The 19294-nt window shown below is 69.8% G+C and carries 14 protein-coding genes and 3 pseudogenes; 1 reads left to right on the top strand and 16 read right to left on the bottom strand.

Translation table 11 applies throughout. The annotated features are described in order from the left end of the window. Positions 1-4: 4 nt before the first annotated feature. From BGI51_RS18300 to BGI51_RS18285, 4 genes are read right to left on the bottom strand one after another with little or no spacing between them, the layout of a single operon-like run. Positions 5-1372 carry a glutamine synthetase family protein gene (locus BGI51_RS18300; RefSeq protein ID WP_187979260.1) on the bottom strand — a complete coding sequence of 456 codons (1368 nt, stop codon included), beginning with the start codon at positions 1370-1372 and terminating at the stop codon, positions 5-7. Further along, complete coding sequence (locus BGI51_RS18295) at positions 1369-2769, bottom strand: aspartate aminotransferase family protein (RefSeq protein ID WP_187979259.1); 1401 nt, start codon at positions 2767-2769, stop codon at positions 1369-1371. The genes BGI51_RS18300 and BGI51_RS18295 overlap by 4 nt, the downstream gene beginning before the upstream one ends. 40 nt (positions 2770-2809) lie before the next feature. Continuing rightward, entirely contained in the window at positions 2810-3565 is a 756-nt protein-coding gene (locus tag BGI51_RS18290) for an SDR family NAD(P)-dependent oxidoreductase (RefSeq protein ID WP_187979258.1), read from the bottom strand. A gap of 1 nt (position 3566) precedes the next feature. Further along, a complete protein-coding gene (locus tag BGI51_RS18285) occupies positions 3567-4343 on the bottom strand; it encodes an SDR family NAD(P)-dependent oxidoreductase (protein ID WP_187979257.1) in 777 nt (258 codons plus the stop codon). 86 nt (positions 4344-4429) lie between these two features. Between BGI51_RS18285 and BGI51_RS18280 the strand changes: the two genes are divergently transcribed. Further along, positions 4430-5326 carry a LysR family transcriptional regulator gene (locus BGI51_RS18280; RefSeq protein WP_187979256.1) on the top strand — a complete coding sequence of 299 codons (897 nt, stop codon included), beginning with the start codon at positions 4430-4432 and terminating at the stop codon, positions 5324-5326. A 5-nt stretch (positions 5327-5331) separates the two neighbouring features. Here BGI51_RS18280 and BGI51_RS18275 read toward each other — a convergent pair whose 3' ends face one another. The 12 genes and pseudogenes from BGI51_RS18275 to BGI51_RS18220 all read right to left on the bottom strand — a co-directional run bounded on the left by BGI51_RS18275 (position 5332) and on the right by BGI51_RS18220 (position 19266). After that, positions 5332-5943: an RraA family protein gene (locus BGI51_RS18275; protein ID WP_187979255.1), complete on the bottom strand. Its 612-nt coding sequence runs from the start codon at positions 5941-5943 to the stop codon at positions 5332-5334. Next, on the bottom strand, positions 5928-6713 hold the full coding sequence (locus BGI51_RS18270) for an IucA/IucC family C-terminal-domain containing protein (RefSeq protein WP_187979254.1): 786 nt from the start codon (positions 6711-6713) through the stop codon (positions 5928-5930). The genes BGI51_RS18275 and BGI51_RS18270 overlap by 16 nt, the downstream gene beginning before the upstream one ends. Then, positions 6704-7501 (bottom strand): ABC transporter ATP-binding protein, encoded by a 798-nt coding sequence (locus tag BGI51_RS18265; RefSeq protein WP_187979253.1) that lies wholly within the window; start codon positions 7499-7501, stop codon positions 6704-6706. Before BGI51_RS18265 ends, BGI51_RS18270 begins: the two co-directional genes overlap by 10 nt. Before the next feature lie 10 nt (positions 7502-7511). Then, positions 7512-8542: pseudogene (locus BGI51_RS18260) on the bottom strand (FecCD family ABC transporter permease). Then, a complete protein-coding gene (locus tag BGI51_RS18255) occupies positions 8532-9533 on the bottom strand; it encodes a FecCD family ABC transporter permease (RefSeq protein ID WP_187979252.1) in 1002 nt (333 codons plus the stop codon). The pseudogene BGI51_RS18260 and the gene BGI51_RS18255 overlap by 11 nt, the downstream one beginning before the upstream one ends. After that, positions 9530-10423: an ABC transporter substrate-binding protein gene (locus tag BGI51_RS18250; RefSeq protein ID WP_187981348.1), complete on the bottom strand. Its 894-nt coding sequence runs from the start codon at positions 10421-10423 to the stop codon at positions 9530-9532. Before BGI51_RS18250 ends, BGI51_RS18255 begins: the two co-directional genes overlap by 4 nt. 27 nt (positions 10424-10450) lie before the next feature. After that, positions 10451-12286, bottom strand: a pseudogene (locus tag BGI51_RS18245) (IucA/IucC family protein); the annotation flags it as partial. Further along, complete coding sequence (locus tag BGI51_RS18240) at positions 12283-13059, bottom strand: HpcH/HpaI aldolase family protein (protein ID WP_187979251.1); 777 nt, start codon at positions 13057-13059, stop codon at positions 12283-12285. The gene BGI51_RS18240 and the pseudogene BGI51_RS18245, both read right to left, overlap by 4 nt. After that, entirely contained in the window at positions 13053-14894 is a 1842-nt protein-coding gene (locus tag BGI51_RS18235; protein WP_187979250.1) for an IucA/IucC family protein, read from the bottom strand. The genes BGI51_RS18240 and BGI51_RS18235 overlap by 7 nt, the downstream gene beginning before the upstream one ends. Then, entirely contained in the window at positions 14891-16297 is a 1407-nt protein-coding gene (locus BGI51_RS18230) for a DHA2 family efflux MFS transporter permease subunit (RefSeq protein WP_187979249.1), read from the bottom strand. The genes BGI51_RS18235 and BGI51_RS18230 overlap by 4 nt, the downstream gene beginning before the upstream one ends. After that, positions 16294-17501 (bottom strand): annotated as a pseudogene (locus BGI51_RS18225) (type III PLP-dependent enzyme). Before BGI51_RS18225 ends, BGI51_RS18230 begins: the two are co-directional and overlap by 4 nt. After that, the gene (locus BGI51_RS18220) at positions 17494-19266 is read right to left on the bottom strand and encodes an IucA/IucC family protein (protein ID WP_187979248.1); all 1773 of its coding nucleotides are present in this window, start codon (positions 19264-19266) and stop codon (positions 17494-17496) included. Before BGI51_RS18220 ends, BGI51_RS18225 begins: the two are co-directional and overlap by 8 nt. Positions 19267-19294 lie beyond the last annotated feature (28 nt).

Raw genomic sequence — 19294 nt, 5'->3', positions numbered from 1 at the left:
CCCATCAGGCGTGGGTCAGATACCAGCGCCAGTCCTGTTCCCCCACCTCGGCCATGAATTGCCGGTATTCCGCACGCTTGATCGCCAGATAGACCTCGACGAAACGCTCACCCAGCGCCTCCCGGATCCAGCTGGAGCGCTCCAGCGCCTGCAGCGCGGTGAGCCAGTCGGTGGGCAGGAAGTCGGTGGCCTGCTCGTAGCCATTGCCGACGATGGCCGGCCCCGGGTCACGCTCGTCACGGATGCCTTCGTGAATGGCGGCGAGGATGGCCGCGGCGGCCAGATAGGGATTGGCATCGGCGCCGCAGATGCGGTGTTCGATGTGGCGACTGCCGGCCGGACCACCCGGCACGCGCAAGGATACGCTGCGGTTGTTGACCCCCCAGCTCTTGGCCAGCGGCGCATAGCTGTTGGCCTGGAAACGGCGGTAGGAGTTGGCGTTGGGACAGAAGATCGCCAGGGCATCCAGCATCCGGTGCTGCATGCCGCCGATGGAATGGCGCAGCAGCGGCGTGCCCTGCGGGTCGTCGCTGGCATAGAGGTTGTGGCCTTCGGCATCGGCCAGGCTGACGTGCAGGTGCAGGCCGCTGCCCGCCTGGTCGCCGAACGGCTTGGCCATGAAGCAGGCCTGCAGCCCGTGGCGGTTGGCCACGCCCTTGACCAGGCGTTTGTAGCGAATGCCTTCGTCGATGGCCTGGAGGGCGTCGAAGCGGTGCAGCAGGGTCAATTCGAGCTGGCCAGGGGCGTATTCGGAGATGGCCGTGCGCACCGGCAGGCCCTGCACCTCGCAGGCGGCGTAGAGGTCATCGAGAAAGGGTTGCAGCTGCTCCAGTTCGTAGACCCCGTAGACCTGCGGCGAGCCGGGTCGCACGCCATTCATCTGCAGCGCCGGTTGCGGCCGGCCCTGGGCGTCGCGGGTGCGGTCGAGCAGATAGAACTCCAGCTCCACCGCCATCACCGGCTGGAAGCCGTCGGCCTGCAGCCGTTCGATCACCCGTACCAGGGCGTGCCGGGGATCGGCGGGCGTGGCCGGCAGCCCCTGGGTCGGGTGCATGCTCACCTGCACCTGACCGGTTGGGGTGCTGCGCCAGGGTTGCAGGGTCAGACTGCCGGGCAGTGGATAGGTCCAGCAGTCGACATCGGCGACCTCCCAGACCAGACCGGTGGCTTCGACGTCCTCCCCCTGCAGGGTCAGCGCCAGGATGGAGCTGGGCAGCGGCCGGCCCTCTTCGTAGATGGCCAGCAATTCGTCCCGGTGCAGCAGCTTGCCGCGGGGCACGCCATTGGCATCGATCAGCATGAGTTCGATGCTGCGCACCTCGGGGTGGGCGGCGAGGAAGTCGCGGGCTTCCTGGGCGTCGGCGACGTTCATGACTGACACTCCCGGGCGCCGGGCAGCGCCAGGAGTTCGGCGAGGCCCTGGTCGAGGGTGGCGAGCAGTAGATCGACGTCCGCCGCAGCGAGGTCCGGGCAGCACAGGGTCATGTTGTGGAAGGGGGTGATGAGGATGCCCCGGTTGATCAGATAGAGGTGCAACGCCTGCTGCAGGCTGTCATGGAAGGCGGCTTCCGCCTCGGCGCCGGTGGTGGGCGGCGTGGCGCAGAACTGGAATTCGCAGCGGGCGCCCAGCTCCGTCACCGACCAGGCCAGGCCATGGCGGGCGATCACCGCGCGCAGACCGGCGGCCAGTCGCGCTGCCAGCGGCAGCATCCGTTCGTAGGCGGCCGGCGTCGCCACTTCCTCCAGGTTGACTCTCAGGCAGCGCATGGCCAGGGCATTGGCCGACAGCGTGGTGCCCATGCCGCTGTGCCCATGGCCGTGGCTGGTCTCGCTGGCGTGCTGCTGTGCCAGGCGCATGGCCTGGGCCATCTCGTGGCTGCAGCCATAGGCCGAACAGGGCACGCCCCCGGCGATGGGTTTGCCGAAGGTGATGAAGTCCGGCTGCAGATTCCAGGCGCGGGTACAGCCGCCGGGGCCGGTGGACAGGGTATGGGTCTCGTCGATGATCAGCAGGGTGCCGTATTGCCGGGTCAGGGCGCGGACCTGGTCCATGAAGCCCGGGGCGGGCAGTACCATGCCGATGTTGGTCATGGCCGGTTCGCAGATCAGCGCGGCGACGTCGCCCTTCGCCAGCGCCTCCTCCAGCGCCGCGAGGTCGTTGAAGGGCACGGCCCGGCTGGTCTCGGCCAGGTTGTGCGCCTGGCCGATCAGGCCGCCGCGGTGCACGGTGCGACCGTCCTGATGGCGCACCATGACGTCGTCGACGGTGCCGTGATAGCAGCCGTCGAACACCAGCAGCACCTTGCGATTGGTGATGGCGCGCGCCCAGCGGATGACATAGCGATTGGCGTCGGTGGCGGTGGTCGCCACCTGCCAGAACGGCAGGCCGAAGCGCTCGGCGAGCAATTCCCCGGCGACCACGGCATCCTCGCCGGGCAGCATGGTGGTGAGCCCGCGCGCGCCCTGCTCGGCCAGGGCCCGGGCGATGGGTGCCGGCGAATGGCCGAACATGCTGCCGGTGTCGCCCAGGCAGAAGTCGATGTACTCGTGGCCGTCTACATCGTGGAAGCGCGAACCCTGGGCATGGCTGACGAACAGCGCACTGGGCATCGACCAGTCGTTCATCCAGTGCATGGGCACGCCGCCGAACAGCGAGTGCCGGGCCCGCTCGGCCAGGGCGAGGGATTTGGGATTGCGCGCCAGGAAGCGCTCGCGTTCGGCCGCGACAAAGGTCTGGACGGCGGCTTCGCTGATACCACTGGTGGTCATGTCGGACTCCTCTTGGGGTTGAGGGCGGCTCGGCCAGGGCTCAGTGCCCGGCCGAGACGCCGCAATCGATGGCCAGGTCGGCGCCGGTGATGGAGCGCGCGGCGGGTTGGCACAGGAAAAAGGCCAGTTCGGCGACTTCCTCGGGTTGGATGAAGCGCGCCTGCTCGCCTTGCGGATACTTCTCCAGCAATTCCTGCAGATAGGCGGCGGGATCGCCATTGCCGTAGCGCTCTGCCTGAAAGTTCAGCATGGGCGTCGCCACATCGCCGGGGGAGATGCTGTTGCAGCGCACCCCGCTGGGCGCCAGATCCAGCGCCAGGGCCTTGGTCATCAGGGTCACCGCGCCCTTGCTGGCGCAGTAGACGGCGGCATTGCGATTGCCCTGGCGGCCGGCATCGCTGCTCAGGTTGACGATGGCGCCGCGGGTGTCGCGCAGCGCGGGAATGGCCGCGGCGCAGAGAAAGAAGCTGGCCTTGAGATTGACGTCCAGCACCAGGTCGAAGTCTTCCTCGCTGAAGGTCTCGGCCGGGCCTTCGCGCCAGACGCCGGCGCAGTTGACCAGGGCGTCGAGGCGACCGAGGCGGTCCAGGACGCTGGCGACCACCTCCCGGCTCGCGCGGGCCTGGCGCAGGTCGGCGGCGTGCTGGCCGGCAAGGTGGCCGTCGGCCTGGAGCGCCGCCAGGGCTGCGCCGTCGAGATCGGTGCCGAAGACCTGCCAGCCCGCCAGCAGGAAATGCTCGCGCACCGCCCCCCCGATGCCACCCAGAACCCCACTGACCAGTACGACCGGCTGCATGTCAGGCCCCCTTGTTTTCGATGCGGCTGTTGCCGCCGTCCACCACCAGGTATTCCCCGGTGATGTAGCTCGCCTCGGGCGAGGCCAGGAAGGCCACCGCCGCGGCGACCTCGGCGGGGCGGCCGGCGCGACCCACGGGGACCCGCGTCGCCGCCTGCAATTCTTCCGGCAGGCTGGAGGCGGTTTCGATCCAGCCAGGGGCGACGGCGTTGACCGTGATGCCCTGCCCGGCCACCTCCAGCGCCAGACTCATGTTCATGCCGACCATGGCCGCCTTGGCCGCGCTGTAGGCCGCTGCCTGCGGAATGCCCGCCCGGGTGCCGGTGGCGGAACTGACGTGGACAATGCGGCCATAGCCGCGCGCCTGCATGCCGGGCAATACGGCGCGAGTCAGCAGGAAGGCCGTGGTCAGGTTGCGCGCCAGGGTCAGATTCCAGTCGGCCAGGGTCATCCGCGCCACCTCCACCAGGGGCTCGGGACTGCCCTGCATGGTCATGCCGGCGTTGTTGACCAGGATGTCGATGCGGCCCCAACGCGCCTCGGCCCACTGGCAGAAGTCGCCAACGGCGGCCTCCTCGGTGAGATCCAGGGCCTGACCTTCAGCGGTGAAGCCGGCAGCGCGCAGTTCCGCCACCCGCTCCGCGATCCGGGCACTGCTGGCGGTGACAAGCAACCGCGCCCCCGCCGCGCCCAGGCGGCGGGCTATCGCCATGCCGATGCCGGCTGCGCTGCCGGCACCGCTGATCAGGGCCACCTGGCCCGCCATCGACTCGCTCATGTCACTGTCTCCGTTATGGTCTGACTGGACTCTAAGCCTGTCTGGCTGATACAAAAAGACGATCGTTATCAGCGAAATTGACAACCATGGCCTTTACCAGCGAAACGCTTCGGGTATTCCTCGCCGTGATCGACGAGGGCTCCTTTTCCGCGGCGGCCCGCGTCCTGGGGCGGGTGCCGTCAGCGGTGAACATGGCGATTTCCCAGCTGGAGGCCGAGCTGGACCTGGTGCTGTTCGATCGCGCCACCCGCAAGGCCTTGCCTACCCCCGCCGCGCGCGCCCTCGAACCCCAGGCGCGGCAGGTGGCCAGCCAGCTCAACCTGCTCGACGCCCATGCCCTGCAATTGCACGCCGGGCTGGAGCGGCGCTTCGTGCTGGTGATGGCGCCGGAGTTGCAGACGGGTGCCTGGAGTCGACCGCTGGTGACCCTGGCCGAGGAATTTCCGGCGCTGGAAATCGAGATCCGCTCGGCGGCACGCGCCGAGGCGATCCGCCTGCTGCACGATGGCAGCGTCGACCTGGCGCTGATCTTCGAACGACCGGGGATCAACGAGCAGGAAGGTTTCGCCGAGGCCGGCAGCCAGTTGCTCACGGCGGTGGCGGCGCCCGGCTACCCCTCGACCCGCACCGGTCGACCTCTGGGCGAAACGCTGATGGCCGATACCCGCCAGATCGTGGTGGCCGGCGGCGACCGCAACGCCTCGGACCCGCAGATCGTGCTGTCGCAGCGGGTCTGGCTCACCGACAGCTATCTGGCGACGCTGGACCTGGTGCAGGCCGGGCTGGGCTGGGCCTATCTGCCTCACCCGCTGGTGCGCCCACTGATCGCCGCCGGGCTGCTCGAACAGGTGCAATTCGACAACATGGCCAGCCAGATCCGTCGCTGGATCGACGTCATCTGGATCAAGAACCGCCCTCAGGGCTTGGGCGCGCGGCGTTATTTGCAACTCCTGCGGGAGCAGATCGGCACCAAGCCTGAATAGTAGCCTTAGCGCCCTTCGGTGAGCCGCTGCAGCAGTTGCACACGCCGCGCCTGGTCCGCGGCTTCCTTGGCCTGGGCCAGTGGCAGCAAGGCTGTGGCCCGCGCGGGCGACAGGATGAACAGGCCGTCGTCGTCTCCCAGGGCGAGGTCACCGGGGCAGACGAGCGTCTCGCCGAGCTGGAGTTCGACGTCCAATTCGCCCAGCGCCTCGCCGCCTTGGGTGGTGACGGCGCTGATGCCGCGATGGAAGACCGGCAGACCGAGTTGGCGAAGCGCCTGGATGTCGGTGATGGCGCCGCTCACCACCACGCCGGCCAGGCCCTTGACCAGGGCCGCCAGGGTGCGCAATTCGCCCCAGCAGGCGCAGTGGGGATCGCCGACGGCCTCGATCACCAGGACGTCGCCCGGGCGACTGGCGATCAGCGCCTCGCGCAACAGGGCGCCGTGGGGCAAGGGAATGCGCGCCGTCACCACCCGGCCCAGCAGGCGCGCGCCGGCTACCGCCGGCTTGAGCTCGGGCAGGTAACCCGTACGTCCGAGATGACCCAGGGTCGAGGCGGAAATCTCGGCGTAGCCGGCGATCAGCGCGGCCGGCAGCTCGTTCAGGTGGCTGGGCATACGGCCTCCCGGGGGCGGATCAGCGGACAGTTGGAGCAGTATTCGGCAGGTGCCGTGGCCTGGTAGTAGAAGCAGCAGGTGCGCCGGAAGCGGACGGGACGTCCCACGGTACTGGCCGTTGCAGGCCGGCGGAATTGCGCCAGCGGATTGGTCTCCAGTCCCAGCTCCGCCGGCGTGGCCGCCAGCAGCCAGGCGAAGTCCTCGGCGCAGCGGGCACGAATGGCCGGATCGGCCAATTCGGCAAGGCGCCGGTCGTACAGCGAATAGAGCCGCACCGCCGCGTTCTCCCAGAGGATGCGGGGCGAGACGCGGCCAACCTGCGCCAGGGTCTCCCAGAGCGGCCGCAGCAACTCGCCGAACAGGGTGCGGGCCAGCAACGCCCGGGCAGTGGCATGATCTTCCACGGCAGGCAGCGGCCGGGTATCGCTCAACGGTAGGGCCGATCGCCAGCGCCCCTGGGCGTGGCCATCCTCGATCCAGACATTGCCAGGCGTCAGGTCCAGGCGCCGGTCATAGGCCGACAGGGCGTGAAAGGCCACCCCGGTGGTAAGGAAGCCCAGCCGTTTGGTCAGCAACGACGCCGCGACCCGCCGCGTGGGGGCTTGCATGCGCGCCGCCAGATCGTCGAGCAACTCGGCGCAGCGCGCGGCGTCCAGCCAGGCGGCGACCGGCTGGCTGTGCTGCCCATCGCGCTCGCTGGCTTCGCGCAGGCCGAAGGTAGCGCGCAGCTCGTCCCGTTGGGCACTGTCGAAGGTGAGCCTCAGGCACATGGCGGTACCTCGCGACCGAAGGGAATGCACAGCGGCGTGCCGAAATAGGGATCGGCGATGATCCGGCATTCCAGGGCGAACACCTCCCGTACCAGGGCTTGCGTCAACACCGCCGCGGGAGCGCCCTGGGCGTAAGCGCGACGCTGGTGGACGGCGACCAGGTGATCGGCATAGCGGCAGGCGAGATTGAGGTCGTGCAGCACCATGACGATGGTCTTGCCTTCCTCCCGGTTCAGCTGGCGCAGCAGGTCCAGCACCTCGATCTGGTGCGCCAGGTCCAGGTAGGTGGTGGGTTCGTCCAGCAGCAGGCAATCGGTATCCTGGGCCAGGGTCAGGGCGATCCAGGCGCGCTGGCGCTGACCGCCGGAGAGGTCGTCCACCGGCCGCTCCGCCAGCGCCAGCAGGTCGGTGAGGCGCAGCGCCTTGTCCACCGCCGCGGCATCGTCTGGCGACCATTGGCGCATCCAGTTCTGGTAGGGATAGCGGCCCAGGCTGACCAGCTGCCGCACGCTGATGCCCTCGGGCGCCACCGGGGTCTGTGGCAGGACCGCCAATCGCCGGGCCAGGGCGGCGGTGGACTGCCGGTGGATGTCCTGGCCGTCGAGCAGCACCTGGCCCTGGCGTGGTTCCAGCAGCCGGGCGCAGGCCTTGAGCAGGGTGCTCTTGCCGGAGCCGTTGCTGCCAATGAGGACCGAGACGCGACCCGGTGGTAGGTCGAGGTCGAGGGCCTCGATGATGGTCTGGGTGCCGTAGCCGAGGGTCAGGCCGCGGCTGGCCAGGGTTGCCATGAAGCCTCCTTCAGGGGCGTTGCCGGATCAGCAGGTAGAGGAAAAAGGGCGCCCCCAGGGCGGCGACGAAGATGCCGGCCGGCAGATCCAGGGGCAGGAACAGGGTACGACCCAGGAGGTCGGCGAGCATGACCAGCAGCGCTCCCACCAGGGCCGCCAGCAGCGCCTGACCGGCGAACCCACTGGGCAGCAGGCGGCGGGCGATATGGGGCGCGATGAGGCCGACGAAGGCGATGGCGCCCCCCAGGCGATGGCCACCCCGGCCAGGGCCACGGCCAGCGCCAGCAGGGCCGCGCGTTGCCGCTGCAGGCGCACGCCGAGGCCGCGGGCCAGGTCGTCGTCGAGTTGCGCCAGCACGGCGTGTCGCGCCAGAGCCGCCAGTGGCAGCAACAGGGCCAGCCACCAGAGGCCCAGGGCGCGCACCTCCGGCCAGCTGGCGCCATAGACGCTGCCGGTCAGCCAGACGTAGGCGGACAGCGTGGTGGTCAGCGGACTGAACACCAGCAGGAAGGTAGTGGCCGCGGCGAGCATGGCCGATACCCCTACCCCCACCAGCACCAGCCGCAACGGCGAGGCTCCGTGATTCCAGGCCAGGCCATAGACCAGCAGCGCCGCCAGGCCCGCGCCGAGCATCGCGGCCAGCGGCAGGCCATGCGGCCCGAGACTCCCGGCCAGAAACGCCAGATAGCAGACCGCCCCGGCACTGGCGCCACTGGTGATGCCGAGCAGGTCCGGCGAGGCCAGGGGATTGCGAACCTGGCCCTGCAGCAGCAGGCCGGACACCGCCAGGGCGCTGCCGACCAGGGCCGCCAGCAGCGCCCGCGGCAGGCGCAACTGGGTGACGATGAAATTCCGGCCGCCGTGCGCGTCGTCGGCGAAGACGGCCAGCACCTGGGTGGGCGTCAACCAGACCTTGCCCAGGCAGAGGCACAGCAGCAAGGCCGCCAGGGCCACCAGCGCGGCGACGACCAGCCGCCCCAGGGTGGCCGGGGCCAGGCGCCGGGAAAAGCGGCCGAGCCGCCAGACGATCTCAACGGCCATGGCGGCCTCCCCGGCGCGCGAGATGGATGAAGAACGGCCCGCCGAACAGGGCGGTCATGATGCCCACGGGCACCTCCTGGGGCAGGATCACCACCCGCGCCAGGCTGTCGGCCAGCACCAGCAGCAGGGCCCCGCCCAGGGCGCAGCCGGGGATCAGCCAGCGATGCTCGTTTCGCGCGCGGGCCAACAGCCCGCGCACCAGGTGCGGCACCATCAGGCCGATGAAGCCGATGTTGCCGGCCAGGGCCACGGCGCTGCCAGCCAGGCAGATCACCAGCACCCCGGCCAGCAAGCGGATCAGTCCGATCGGCTGGCCGAGGCCACGGGCCAGGTCGTCACCGGCGACCAGTACATCCAGCTGCCCGGCCAGGACCATGGCGGCGGCCAGGGCCAGCAGGCTGAACACCAGCAGGGGCGCAGCCATGGCCAGGTTGCGCTCACCCACCGAACCGGCCAGCCAGAACAGCACGCTGTCCAGGCCCTCCTGATTGATCACCAGCAGCGCCTGGCTGAAAGCGGTGAACAGCGCCGCCAGGGCGGCGCCAGCCAGCACGATGCGCAGCGGCGTCAGGCGCGCCTGGCCCCGGTTGCCCAGGATCCAGACCAGGGTGCCGGCCACCGCAGCGCCCAGCAGCGCGCAGAGCACCCAGCCTTCCGTGCTGGACAGCCCCAGCAGGGTGATGCCCAGCACCAGGGCGAAGGTGGCCCCGGCGTTGATGCCGAACAGCCCCGGCGAAGCCAGGGGATTGCGCGTCATGGCCTGCATCAGGGCACCGGCCACCGCCAGGTTGGCACCCACCACCAGAGCGACCAGCAGCCGCGTCAGGCGCGTGGTGTTGACCAGGGTGGCATCCAGCGCCAGCGAAGGATCCTGCACCAGCGCCGCCACCACGCTGCTAGGCGCGATCCAGCGCGCACCGACCGAGAGGCTCAGCACGGCGGTCAGCGCCAGGGCCAGGGCGAGCAGCAGCAATCTGAAGGGTGCGCTCATGCGGCCCCCTGGGCGGCCAGAACGCCCTCGATATCGTCCAGCAGCCGATTCGCCGCGAGAATGCCGCCGCCCAGGCTCCAGGCCACCCCGTCGACCCGCCAGACCTGCCCGCGCCGGGGGGCGCTCAGGCGTTGCCAGAGCGGGTGTTCGAGCAGACTGGCGTAGTTGCGCTGCACCGCGGCCTGGTCGGCGCGCAGGAAGACGAAGAAGACCTCGGCCTCCACCACCGGGAGGCTTTCCCGGGAGGTCAGCTTGATCGAGGACGCGGCGCTGCCCTGGCTGGCCGCCGGCCAGGCGAAGCCCAGTTCGCTGAGTACCCGCCCGGCGAAGCTGTCGGGCAGGTAGCTGCGCAGGTGATCGGCGCGCACATCCAGTACCGCCACCGTCGGCGGCCACTGGGTCCCGTAATGGCGTTGCAGCGCCTCGCGCAGACGGGCGATGCGCGCCTGCCAGGCCTGCAGCAGGGCCATGGCGTCCGCTTCACGCCCCGCAGCGGTGCCCAGGGCCAGCAGGGTCTGCTTGAATTCGAAGACCTCCTCCAGCATCACCACCGGGCACAGCTGCTGCAGCAAGGGTGCGATCCGGCCATGGCGAAAGCGCGAGGCGACGATCAGGTCGGGCGCCAGCAGCGCCAGGGCCTCCAGACTTGGCTGGGTTTCCAGACCCAGCGAGGGCACCCCTGCCAGCGCCGGGCGCAGGTAGCGATAGACAGGTTTCTCGCTCCAGGATTCGACCACCCCGCAAGGCCTGAGCCCTAGGGCCACGGCACTGTCGGTGGCACCCTGGAACAGCGTGGCTACGCGCGTGGACTGCGCCCGGGCGACGCCTGGCGGCAGCGCCAGGCCGGTGGCGAGCACGCCGCCGAGCCCGAGCAGGCGGCGGCGGGTCATAGAGAGGGAAACACTAGGGGCATGGCTCACCTGATGAAAGGGATTGACCACCCTGCCCTTGCCGAACGGCATGCTGCCGGGCCCACCGGCCCGCTCGATCATCGGGCGCAGCAGCCACTTCTGCGGCCAGTCCGGTGCCTCGAACAAGGTCTCCCGGAGCAGCGCCCGGGCCTCGGCGTCGAAGTCCAGGGCCGCGATGCGCTCCTCCAGTACCTCGCGCAGCAGCGTCCAGGCAGCGGTCAGCGGGACAGCGTAGCAGTTCGCGACGGTCTCGAAGATGGCCCTGAGGTTGACCTGGATGCCCAGCGTCTGGAACCAGAACAGCAGATCGCGCGGATGCTCGTGATAGAGCGTCTGGGCATGGCCGGGCTTGATCCGGTACTGCGGATCGGCCAGCCCCTGGCGCTCCAGCCAGGGCACGTACAGGCGCAGGGAGTCGTGGTCGCGTAGCAGCAGGCCCTGGATGCGCCCGGCGCGCCAGACCAGCACGGCATTCTGCCCGTGCACCTCGCCGAGCAGGCCGAGGCGGAACAGCCGCAGGTTGAGATCGATGAAACTGTGGCACAGCTCACCCAGCAACAGCTGGACGTTGGCCGGCGTCGGTGCCAGCGCCCGGGCCGCCAGCCAGTCATCGAAGAAATGCCGGCGACTGCCCGGCAACGGCGTGCCGAGCGCGGCCATGGGCAGCAGCCGGCAGTCGGGATCGGCCAGCAGCGCCGCGGGATAGCCGCGCACCATGGCTGACAGATGCCGCGGCGCCTCGTCGAACAAGGTCGCCGCCGGCGGCATGAAGGCCCACCAGCGCGACTCGTCGCACAGGTGCAGGCTCTCCGCGAGCACCGGGTCCAGGGTGCGGGCCTGGCGCAACAGGGCCTCGCTGCGCGAGCCGTTGATCATCTTCACCGCCGGCAGGTAGCGCGAGGCGCCCAGGGAATGCACCGCCATGGGCAACTTGAGCTGGGCCACGCCCGCGCCCTCCTCCATGAGCATGGAGCGCAGCGACGAGGTCGCGTGGCAACGTGCGCCGGCGAAGTCCAGGTGCTGGCAGACGCCGCTGGTGAAGGCCTCGTCCAGCCGGCCCGGCAGTCCCTCGGCGAGTTGCCAGGGGTGTACCGGCAGCGCCAGGTGACTCTCGGCCAGGCCGCGCTGCTGCAATTCGGCCTGCAACTCGGCCAGCGCCGCTGGGGTCAGCAGGGCGGCCGCCGGCCCCTGGCTCTCCGCCGCCACCCCCTCGCCGCACAGCAGCTGATCGCGGTGCACCGCGACCCAGGCCAGGCGCACGGGTTGGCCGAATTCGGCCTGATAGGCCTGGTAGTCGGCGTCGTTCAGGCCCAGCTTGGCCTTGGCCAGGGGGTGATAGGGTCGATCCCGCAGGGCGGCCCAGCGCTCCAGTTGCAGGAAGGCGGCCTGGCCGTCGCCCTCCAGCAGCGGACCCGGGACCAGGGGTCGTTCCAGCGACAGCCGGGTTTGCCGCAGGCTGGTGGCCAGGGTCTCGCGCAGCAGGGCGATGCCCCGTGCCCGCTCCGGATCGGCAGCCGCCTCGGCGAAGACCAGGGAGACGAAGGCCTCGGGCGTGAGGGTGCTCCAGGCGTCGCCCTGGCGCGCCAGGATCGGCGTACCGGGCACCTTTACCCAGGCCTGGGTGATACCCGGACGCACCCGCGCGGCGATGAAGCGCTGCTCGCGGGGATCGCAGCAGCACTCCCAGAGGCGCTCCTCCGGGGCGGCCGGCTGCAGGATGGCGGGAAGTTCCGGGGCCGCGGCCGCCAGGGTCACGGCCAGCGGGGCGAAGACGTCTTCGGCCAGCAGGCAGTCGAACAGGTCCTGCAGGATCAGATCGGTGGCGAGGGTCTGGGCGTTCATGGGGATTCTCCGCAGGAATGGGCGGTCAGGCGGGCCTGCAGGGCCCGGAAGGCGATGCCGCGCTCGTCGCCGAGCACAAAGGTGGTGACGCCCCGGGCGCGCCAGAGATCGAGGTCCTCCGGGCGCCGGGGGATGGCGCAATAGGGTGTGCCCTGGCGTCTTGCCGAGTACCAGGTCTTGTGCAGGGCCTCCTGCACCTCCGGATCGGCGATGCGCCAGGGGCGACCGAGGGATTGCGACAGGTCCGCCGCCCCTTCGAGCAGCAGGTCCACTCCCGGCACCGCGGCGATCTCCGCTGCCCGGGCAACGCCGGTGGCGCTCTCGATCATGGCGACCACCAGGATCTGCGCATTGGCGCGGGTCACGTAGTCGGCCAGGCTGGTTTTGCCGAAGGAGCCAGGCCGCCCGGCATTGAGGCTGCGCTCGCCCTCCGGGTGGTATTTGCAGGCGCGCACCGCGGCGGCCAGCACTGCCGGGTCTTCCACGCAGGGCAGCACGATCCCCTGGGCCCCGGCATCGAGCAGGCGCAGCAGGCGCTTGGGCTCGGCGTCCGGCACCCGCACCAGCGGCGTGAGGTCGTAGCTCTCGGCGGTGCGGATCATGTTCTCCAGGGTTTCCGGATTGATCAGCACGTGCTCCAGGTCGATGATCACGAAGTCGTAGCCGGCTTCGGCGATCAGCTCGATGCTGGCGGGCGTGGGCAACGAGGCGAACAGGCCGTGGCTGGGCGTGCCGGCCGCCAGGGCGGCCTTGAGTCGATTGCGCCTCAGCATGCGGCGGGCCGGTAGGGATGCAGGGGATTGGCCACCGCCTTGAAACGCCGCTCGCCATCGCCCAGCAGGCGCCGCTTGGTCAGCTCCTCCACCTCGAAGGTGGGGGCGAAGACGTCGAACAGCGCATAGCGCTCCCGGTGCTGGGGATGGGCGCGCTGGTAGTCGAGGATGACCGTGGCGGTCGCCTGCCAGAAGTCGGCCTCGGCCAGGGCGAAGTGCTGGCGCAGAAATACCGCCAGTTCGCCCAGGGCGATGAAAAAGAAGGCATCGCAGGTGAAGTCCCGGACCGCGTCCACGTCCTCGGTGAGGATGAAGGAGTTGCGGTTGATCCGCGCGTGGCTTGCCGGCAAGGGCGCAAGGGTCGGGCGCAGCTCCGGACGCGCCAGGTGGCGCTCGGCATAGCGTACGCCGTCGTGGAAGTCCTTGAGGGCGATGCGCAGCGGCCAGCCGTCGCGGTGGATCAGCACGATGTTCTGGCCGTGGGACTCCATGCCGATGCCTTCGGCGTGGAGCATGTGCATGAGCGGCGTCACCGTGACCCTGAGCAGTTGCCGCAGCCAGGCGTCCAGGCCGTAGCGCTCGATCCAGGCGGCGACGAAGGGCTGCGGCGCGCCCTGGCCATAACGATGCTCCACCTGGGTCAGGCCATTGAAGGGTACCGCCTGTTCATCCGCGCGCAGATAGGCATGGATGCTCTCGCGCCAGACGGCGCCGAGGGTGCCGTAGACCTGCCCCGCGCGACTGACCGGCAGCGTGCGACTGTCGTAGGCGACGCCGGCGACCTCGCCGAGCACCACGAAGTCCAGGTCGCGGGCCGTGGCATCGGTTTCGATCAGGCGCTGCAGCCAGTCGGTGATGATTGGGCCGTTGAGCACCGTATGGCGCGCCAGGATGCGGGTGCTGGAGGTATTGGTCAGGCACATCGCCAACTTGACGTAGGGCCGCCGGGGCGCACTGCGGTTGGCCAGGGTGCGGATGGACTGCTGGGCGGCGTACTGGTCGCGAGAGGTGCCCAGGTAGAGCAGCTCGCCACTCACCAGCTCGGGCTGGAACAGCGCGGCGAGGTGCTGCTCCCACTGCCAGGGATGCACCGGGATCAGTTGGTAGTCGTCCAGCGCCCGCCCCTGTTCGCGCCACTCGGCGGCCAGGGCCGCCCAGCGCTGGGCACCGAATTCCTCGGCGATGAAGGCCGGAAAATCCAGATGGCGAGAGTGCCCCACCGAGGCCCGCTCGCGCGCCAGGGCCAGCCAGACCAGCTGGATCGGCTCGCCGAATTCCGGTCCGTAGCGGCGATTTTCGGCTAGGGAAAAGCCGATGCGCGACTTGTAGCAGGGGTGGTAGCCATGGGCATCCATGAAGTGCCGTTCCAGCGCGTCCACATCCAGTTCGTGGGCCGGGCGGTCGGGACGATAATCCTGGCGGCGCGACTGCAGGTCCTTGAGCAGGGTCTGCTCCAGCTCCTGGACGAAGCGCGGCCATAGCGGCGCGGCGCTCTGCTCGCCGAGCAATTCGGCCAGGGTCTCGTGCAGCGTCGGCGCACGGCTCCCCTGGGCGTCCTGGCGAACCAGGCGCTGGGGGTCCAGGCGGATCAGGCCGAAGCTGGCAGCGGCGGGCGCATAGCCCAGGTACTGCACCGGTTGGCCATCGGCGGCGTGACCGGCCAGGCGATACTGCGCCAGGCCATCCGCCACTGGCTGTACCTGGGCGCTGAGCACCTCTTCGTAGATCAGCGTCTGCAGCAATTGCGCCACCACGCGCTGCTCGACCTGGCGATAGAGGGCGGCGTCGGCGGGCGACGGCCAGGGCTGCGCAGGAAGTGAAAGCTGAGCGGTCATGAGTACCTCCGAACGGAAAGGGATTGGCCGGCGGGAAAGCGCCAGGCCCAGGGCAGTGCCAGCAGGATGAACAGACCGGTGGCGATGAAGGCGTCCTGGATGGCGACGCCGGTGGCAGCCTGGCGCGGGCCCCAGCCGGCCGCGCCGCCCAGGCGCAGTTCCAGCCACAGGGAGGCGGCCACCACGGCCACCGAGGACACCAGGCGCCGGGCGATGTTGTTCATGGCCGCGCCCTGGGTGACCTGGGCATCCGGCAGGGTATTGAGGCCGGCGGTGGTGGCCGGCATGTAGGACAGCCCCAGGCCGACGCCGCGCAGCACCATCAGCGCGCAGATCCAGGCGAGTCCGGCATGGCTGCCAACCACACCCAGGGCCAGGGTGGCCAGGCCGCTGAGCGCCAGACCGGTGGCGATCACGCCACGGGGTCCGCGGCGGTCGAGCAGGCGCCCGCCGACCTGACCGAACAGCGCCGCCGCCAGCGCCGTGCAGAGCAGTGCCAGACCGGTCCAGAGCGCGCTGTGGCCCAGTACCAGCTGGATGAGCAGCGGCAGCAGCACCAGGCATTCGAACATGCCCACCGCCTGGACCACGGCGATGATGACGCTGGCCCGGTAGCCGCGCAGGGCGAACAGTCGCAGCGGCAGCAGCGGATGGCTGCGCCGCAGTTGCAGCCGGACAAAGGCCAGCAGGCACAGGAAGCCGGCCGCCAGGGCCAGCAGATTGAGGGGTTCGCCCAGCGCCGCCAGCTCGCGCAGCCGGCCGAGGGTCACCAGCAGCAACCCCAGGCCACCGGCGATCAGCAGGTAGCCGGCCAGGTCGAAGGGCTGGTGTTCGCGAGGGCCATCCGCGGGCAGCACCACCTGCCCCATGGCCAGGGCCAGCAGGCCCACCGGGACGTTGAGCAGGAACAGGGCGCGCCAGTCGAACACCTCCAGCAGCAGGCTGCCGCACAAGGGCCCTACCGCCGGCGCCAGCATCACCGCCCCACCCCACCAGCCGGTCACCCGCCCGCGCTCCTCCTTGGGATAGACGGAGAAGATGATGCCCAGCGCCAGGGGAATCATCAGGCCGCTGGCCACCCCCTGAACCATGCGCGCCAGCAGCACGCCGGCGATGGAATCGGCCAGGGCGCCCAGCGCCGAACCGGCGATGAAGGCCAGCAGCCCGAGGCGATAGAGCCGCCGGCGCCCGAGGCGCCCGGCCAGGAAACCGGTCAGCGGCATGGTGATGCCCATGGCCACCATGAAGCCGGCGACGATCCAGCTGGCCAGCAGCGGCCCCAGGTCGAAGGTGGCGATGAAGGCCGGCAGCGCCGGATTGAGCGCGGTATTGGCCAGGCTGACGGTGACCGTGCCCAGCAGCACGTTCACCGCCACCCAGACCCGCGGGATCGCCACGCTCACGCCGAGGCCCTCCCGTTCCCGTCGAGGAACAGCTGCCGCGGGCGCGGATGGCAGAGGAAATCCGCGTGGGAGATGTTGTAGCCATAGGCGCCGGCCAGGGGCAGCACCAGCAGGTCGCCCACCCGTACCTCACCCAGCGGCTGGCCGCGGCTGAGGACGTCCTTGGGGGTACAGAGCTGGCCCACCACCGTCCAGGCCTTGCCCCCGGTCGCCGTCGCCCGCGCCTCGCGGGGCAGGTGCAGCACCGGGTGATCGTGCCCCTGGGCCACCGGCAGGCGGAACTGGTGGGTTCCGCCGCGGCAGACCAGGAAGTGCTGGCCATGACTGGTCTTGGTATCCAGCACCTCCATGGCGTAGTAGCCGCAGAAGGCCGCGAGGAAACGGCCCGGTTCGAAGCGGATCAGCGGCGGCTGCGCCTGGGCGGCCAGACGGGCGCGCAGGTGCGCGCACAGCCGCGCCCAGTCGAATCGCCGACCTTCGCGATAGTCAACGCCGATGCCGCCCCGACGTTGAGCCGCACCAGGCTCTCCGGGCGCCGGGCCAGGCCGCACCAGTGCGGCCAACGCTGCAGGTAGAAGTCCAGCAGGTGCAGATGGCGCTCGACCGAGTGCTGGTGCGACAGGGCATGCACATGGAAACCCTGCAGCTGCAGGTGACTGGCCGCCTCCACCGCTGCCACCGCGGCGTGCAGATCGGCCTCGTCGAAGCCGAAGGGCGTCGCCGTACCGGCCATGGCCAGGGTACTGGTCAGCCCGGCCGGCAATTGTGGGTTGATGCGGATGTACACCGGCTGTAGCCGCCCCAGGGAGCGGGCCAGGCGTTGCAGGCGCTGGATCTCGCCGAGGCTCTCCAGGTGGATGGCTTCGACCCCGGCGCTCAGGGCGGTGCGCAGGTCGGAATCCAGCTTGCCCGGACCGGAGAAGATGAACGGCTTGCGCTGCGGGCAGGCGGCGAGGCGATCGATCTCACCACCGGAGGAGATCTCGAAGCCGTGCACCAGCGGCGCCAGGGCCGCCAGGATCGGCGCCTCGCTGTTGGCCTTGATGGCGTAGTACAGCTCCACGCCCGGCGGCAATTCGGCCATCAGCGCGGCGACGTGCCGCCGCAGGGCATCGAGGTCGTAGACGAAGGCCGCCAGGGGATCGCTGGACTGCGCCTGGGCTTCCACCAGGGCGGCGCGGACCACGGTCGGTAGCTCACCCATGACGCACCTCCGCGCCCCAGGGGCAAGGCAACTGCACGTAGCCGGCCTGGCGATCGGCCTGGGCGGCGAGGCGCACCTTGAGATTGGTCTTGCAGGGAATCGGCTGGCCGGCGATCAGCGCATCCAGCTCGGGCGCGGCGCGTTGCAGATCCGCGCGGATGGCGATCAACTCGGCTTCCACCTGCCGCCACAGGCGCGGCGCCAGGTGCGGACGCTCCCAGCTCAGCGCCAGCACCGCCTCGGCGAGGTTATTGACGAACAGGCAGTAGGCGATGCGCCGCCAGCCCTGGTCGCGGCTGTAGAGCAACGACTGGCGCACCCGGGGATGGACGTGGGCGTCCAGGGCCTCGGCGCCGAGGGTATCGGTCAGCTTGATACCTTCGAAGTCGCGCAGCAGCAGCCGGACGGGCCGGCCATTGTCATGCACCAGGACGCAATTCTGCAGGTGCGGCTCCAGCACCACGCCGTGCTCGAAGAACAGTCGCAGCACCGGCCCCAGCAACAGCCGCTGGTAATCCTGGAACCAGGCCAGCCGCGCCTGATCGCTGGGTTCCCTACCGCCGCAGCGACTGAGGAAGTCCTGCAGCAGCGGCTGCAGGCGGGTGTCGCGGGCGAACAGGGTGCCGGCCAGCAGGCAGCAGTCGGCGCCATGCTCCAGGCAAAAATTCTCGCGCAGGATGGCGCCGGTCTGCTCCCGGAACCAGCGCTCGTCCTCGGCACTCGCCGCCGGCGGTGCCCAGCTCAGGGCACCCGGCTCACGCACCATGTCCAGGCCCGCCACCCGCCCCTGCAGGCGTTGCATGAGGCGATCGACGATCAGGCTGCTCTGCAGTTCGTACCAGGCGTTCTTGCGCACGCAATTGGTGATGCGCACATTCAGCGAGCCCTTGACGAAGAAGGCATGGCCCGCGCGGTACCAGGTGCGCATGGAGGCAGTGGGACTGGCCAGGGCGCCGCTGGGCCCGAGGTCATGGATCAGCCCCTGGCTGACCAGCGCCTGGACCCGCGGATCGCCCAGGAACAGCTGCGCCTGGACCGGGTGCAGCACGATCCGCGCCCGCTCCGGAGCGGCCTGCGCCTGGTCCACGAAGCCCTGCAACACCTGGGCATCGCTCAGGCCGTTGCCAGCCACCTGCAACCCGGCGCGCGGCACCTCCAGCACGTGCATGGGGGTGCTGGTGTGCAACTCCGGTGCATAGGCCTCGGCCGGCAGAGGCTCCGGCCAGCGCCGCGCCTTGGGCGCCGGGTGATTGGGATGGCCGAACCACAGGCCCTGCTCGCTGGCCAGGTAGTCGCTGAGCGGCGCGGGATGTCGAGTGACCTGCACGTGGTCGACGATGGCCGCGGTCAGGCGCTGGCTCTGCAGGACCTGCTGCAGCAACTCGCCATTGTGGGCGCCGGCGAGTTCTTCGCAGGCTTCCAGCAGATAATCGATGAAGGCGGGAAAGTCCGGGCAATACCAGGGCTGGTCGCCGCGTCTTACATAGATATCGGATAGATAACGCTGGCTGCCGAGTTCATCCTGTCGATCGACGACCAGAAAGAACTGGCGGTCTCCAGGAAAGCTGATCAGCAAGGGAACGCCGCCGTCTTGTAACCAACTCAGATAATTGGCCGGCGCTATACCGCGCCGATCTTCCGGCCAGTTATAAGTCAGGCACTTTTCCGGCAGCGCGAATTCCTTGATGAGGCAATTCATCAGGGCGTGGGAAGACGCCAGCTCGCTGACGATGCGGGAAAGCAGCGTGGATTCTAGAGAAGTCATGGCAGTGTCCAAGAGGTTGCGCGTCCCT

This window comes from Pseudomonas oryzihabitans (genome assembly GCF_014522265.1).
GTDB lineage: Bacteria > Pseudomonadota > Gammaproteobacteria > Pseudomonadales > Pseudomonadaceae > Chryseomonas > Chryseomonas aestiva.
The sequence above is the reverse complement of the archived record's forward strand: the minus strand, read 5'-3'. Positions and strand labels throughout refer to the sequence as shown.

Bases quoted from the DNA above. Each gene is read 5' to 3' on its own strand.
- BGI51_RS18300 (WP_187979260.1), bottom strand. From the start codon at position 1,372: ATGAACGTCGCCGACGCCCAGGAAGCCCGCGACTTCCTCGCCGCCCAC.
- BGI51_RS18255 (WP_187979252.1), bottom strand. From the start codon at position 9,533: ATGAGCGCACCCTTCAGATTGCTGCTGCTCGCCCTGGCCCTGGCGCTG.
- BGI51_RS18250 (WP_187981348.1), bottom strand. From the start codon at position 10,423: ATGACCCGCCGCCGCCTGCTCGGGCTCGGCGGCGTGCTCGCCACCGGC.
- BGI51_RS18295 (WP_187979259.1), bottom strand. From the start codon at position 2,769: ATGACCACCAGTGGTATCAGCGAAGCCGCCGTCCAGACCTTTGTCGCG.
- BGI51_RS18235 (WP_187979250.1), bottom strand. From the start codon at position 14,894: ATGACCGCTCAGCTTTCACTTCCTGCGCAGCCCTGGCCGTCGCCCGCC.
- BGI51_RS18240 (WP_187979251.1), bottom strand. From the start codon at position 13,059: ATGCTGAGGCGCAATCGACTCAAGGCCGCCCTGGCGGCCGGCACGCCC.
- BGI51_RS18270 (WP_187979254.1), bottom strand. From the start codon at position 6,713: ATGTGCCTGAGGCTCACCTTCGACAGTGCCCAACGGGACGAGCTGCGC.
- BGI51_RS18275 (WP_187979255.1), bottom strand. From the start codon at position 5,943: ATGCCCAGCCACCTGAACGAGCTGCCGGCCGCGCTGATCGCCGGCTAC.
- BGI51_RS18280 (WP_187979256.1), top strand. From the start codon at position 4,430: ATGGCCTTTACCAGCGAAACGCTTCGGGTATTCCTCGCCGTGATCGAC.
- BGI51_RS18220 (WP_187979248.1), bottom strand. From the start codon at position 19,266: ATGACTTCTCTAGAATCCACGCTGCTTTCCCGCATCGTCAGCGAGCTG.
- BGI51_RS18265 (WP_187979253.1), bottom strand. From the start codon at position 7,501: ATGGCAACCCTGGCCAGCCGCGGCCTGACCCTCGGCTACGGCACCCAG.
- BGI51_RS18285 (WP_187979257.1), bottom strand. From the start codon at position 4,343: ATGAGCGAGTCGATGGCGGGCCAGGTGGCCCTGATCAGCGGTGCCGGC.
- BGI51_RS18290 (WP_187979258.1), bottom strand. From the start codon at position 3,565: ATGCAGCCGGTCGTACTGGTCAGTGGGGTTCTGGGTGGCATCGGGGGG.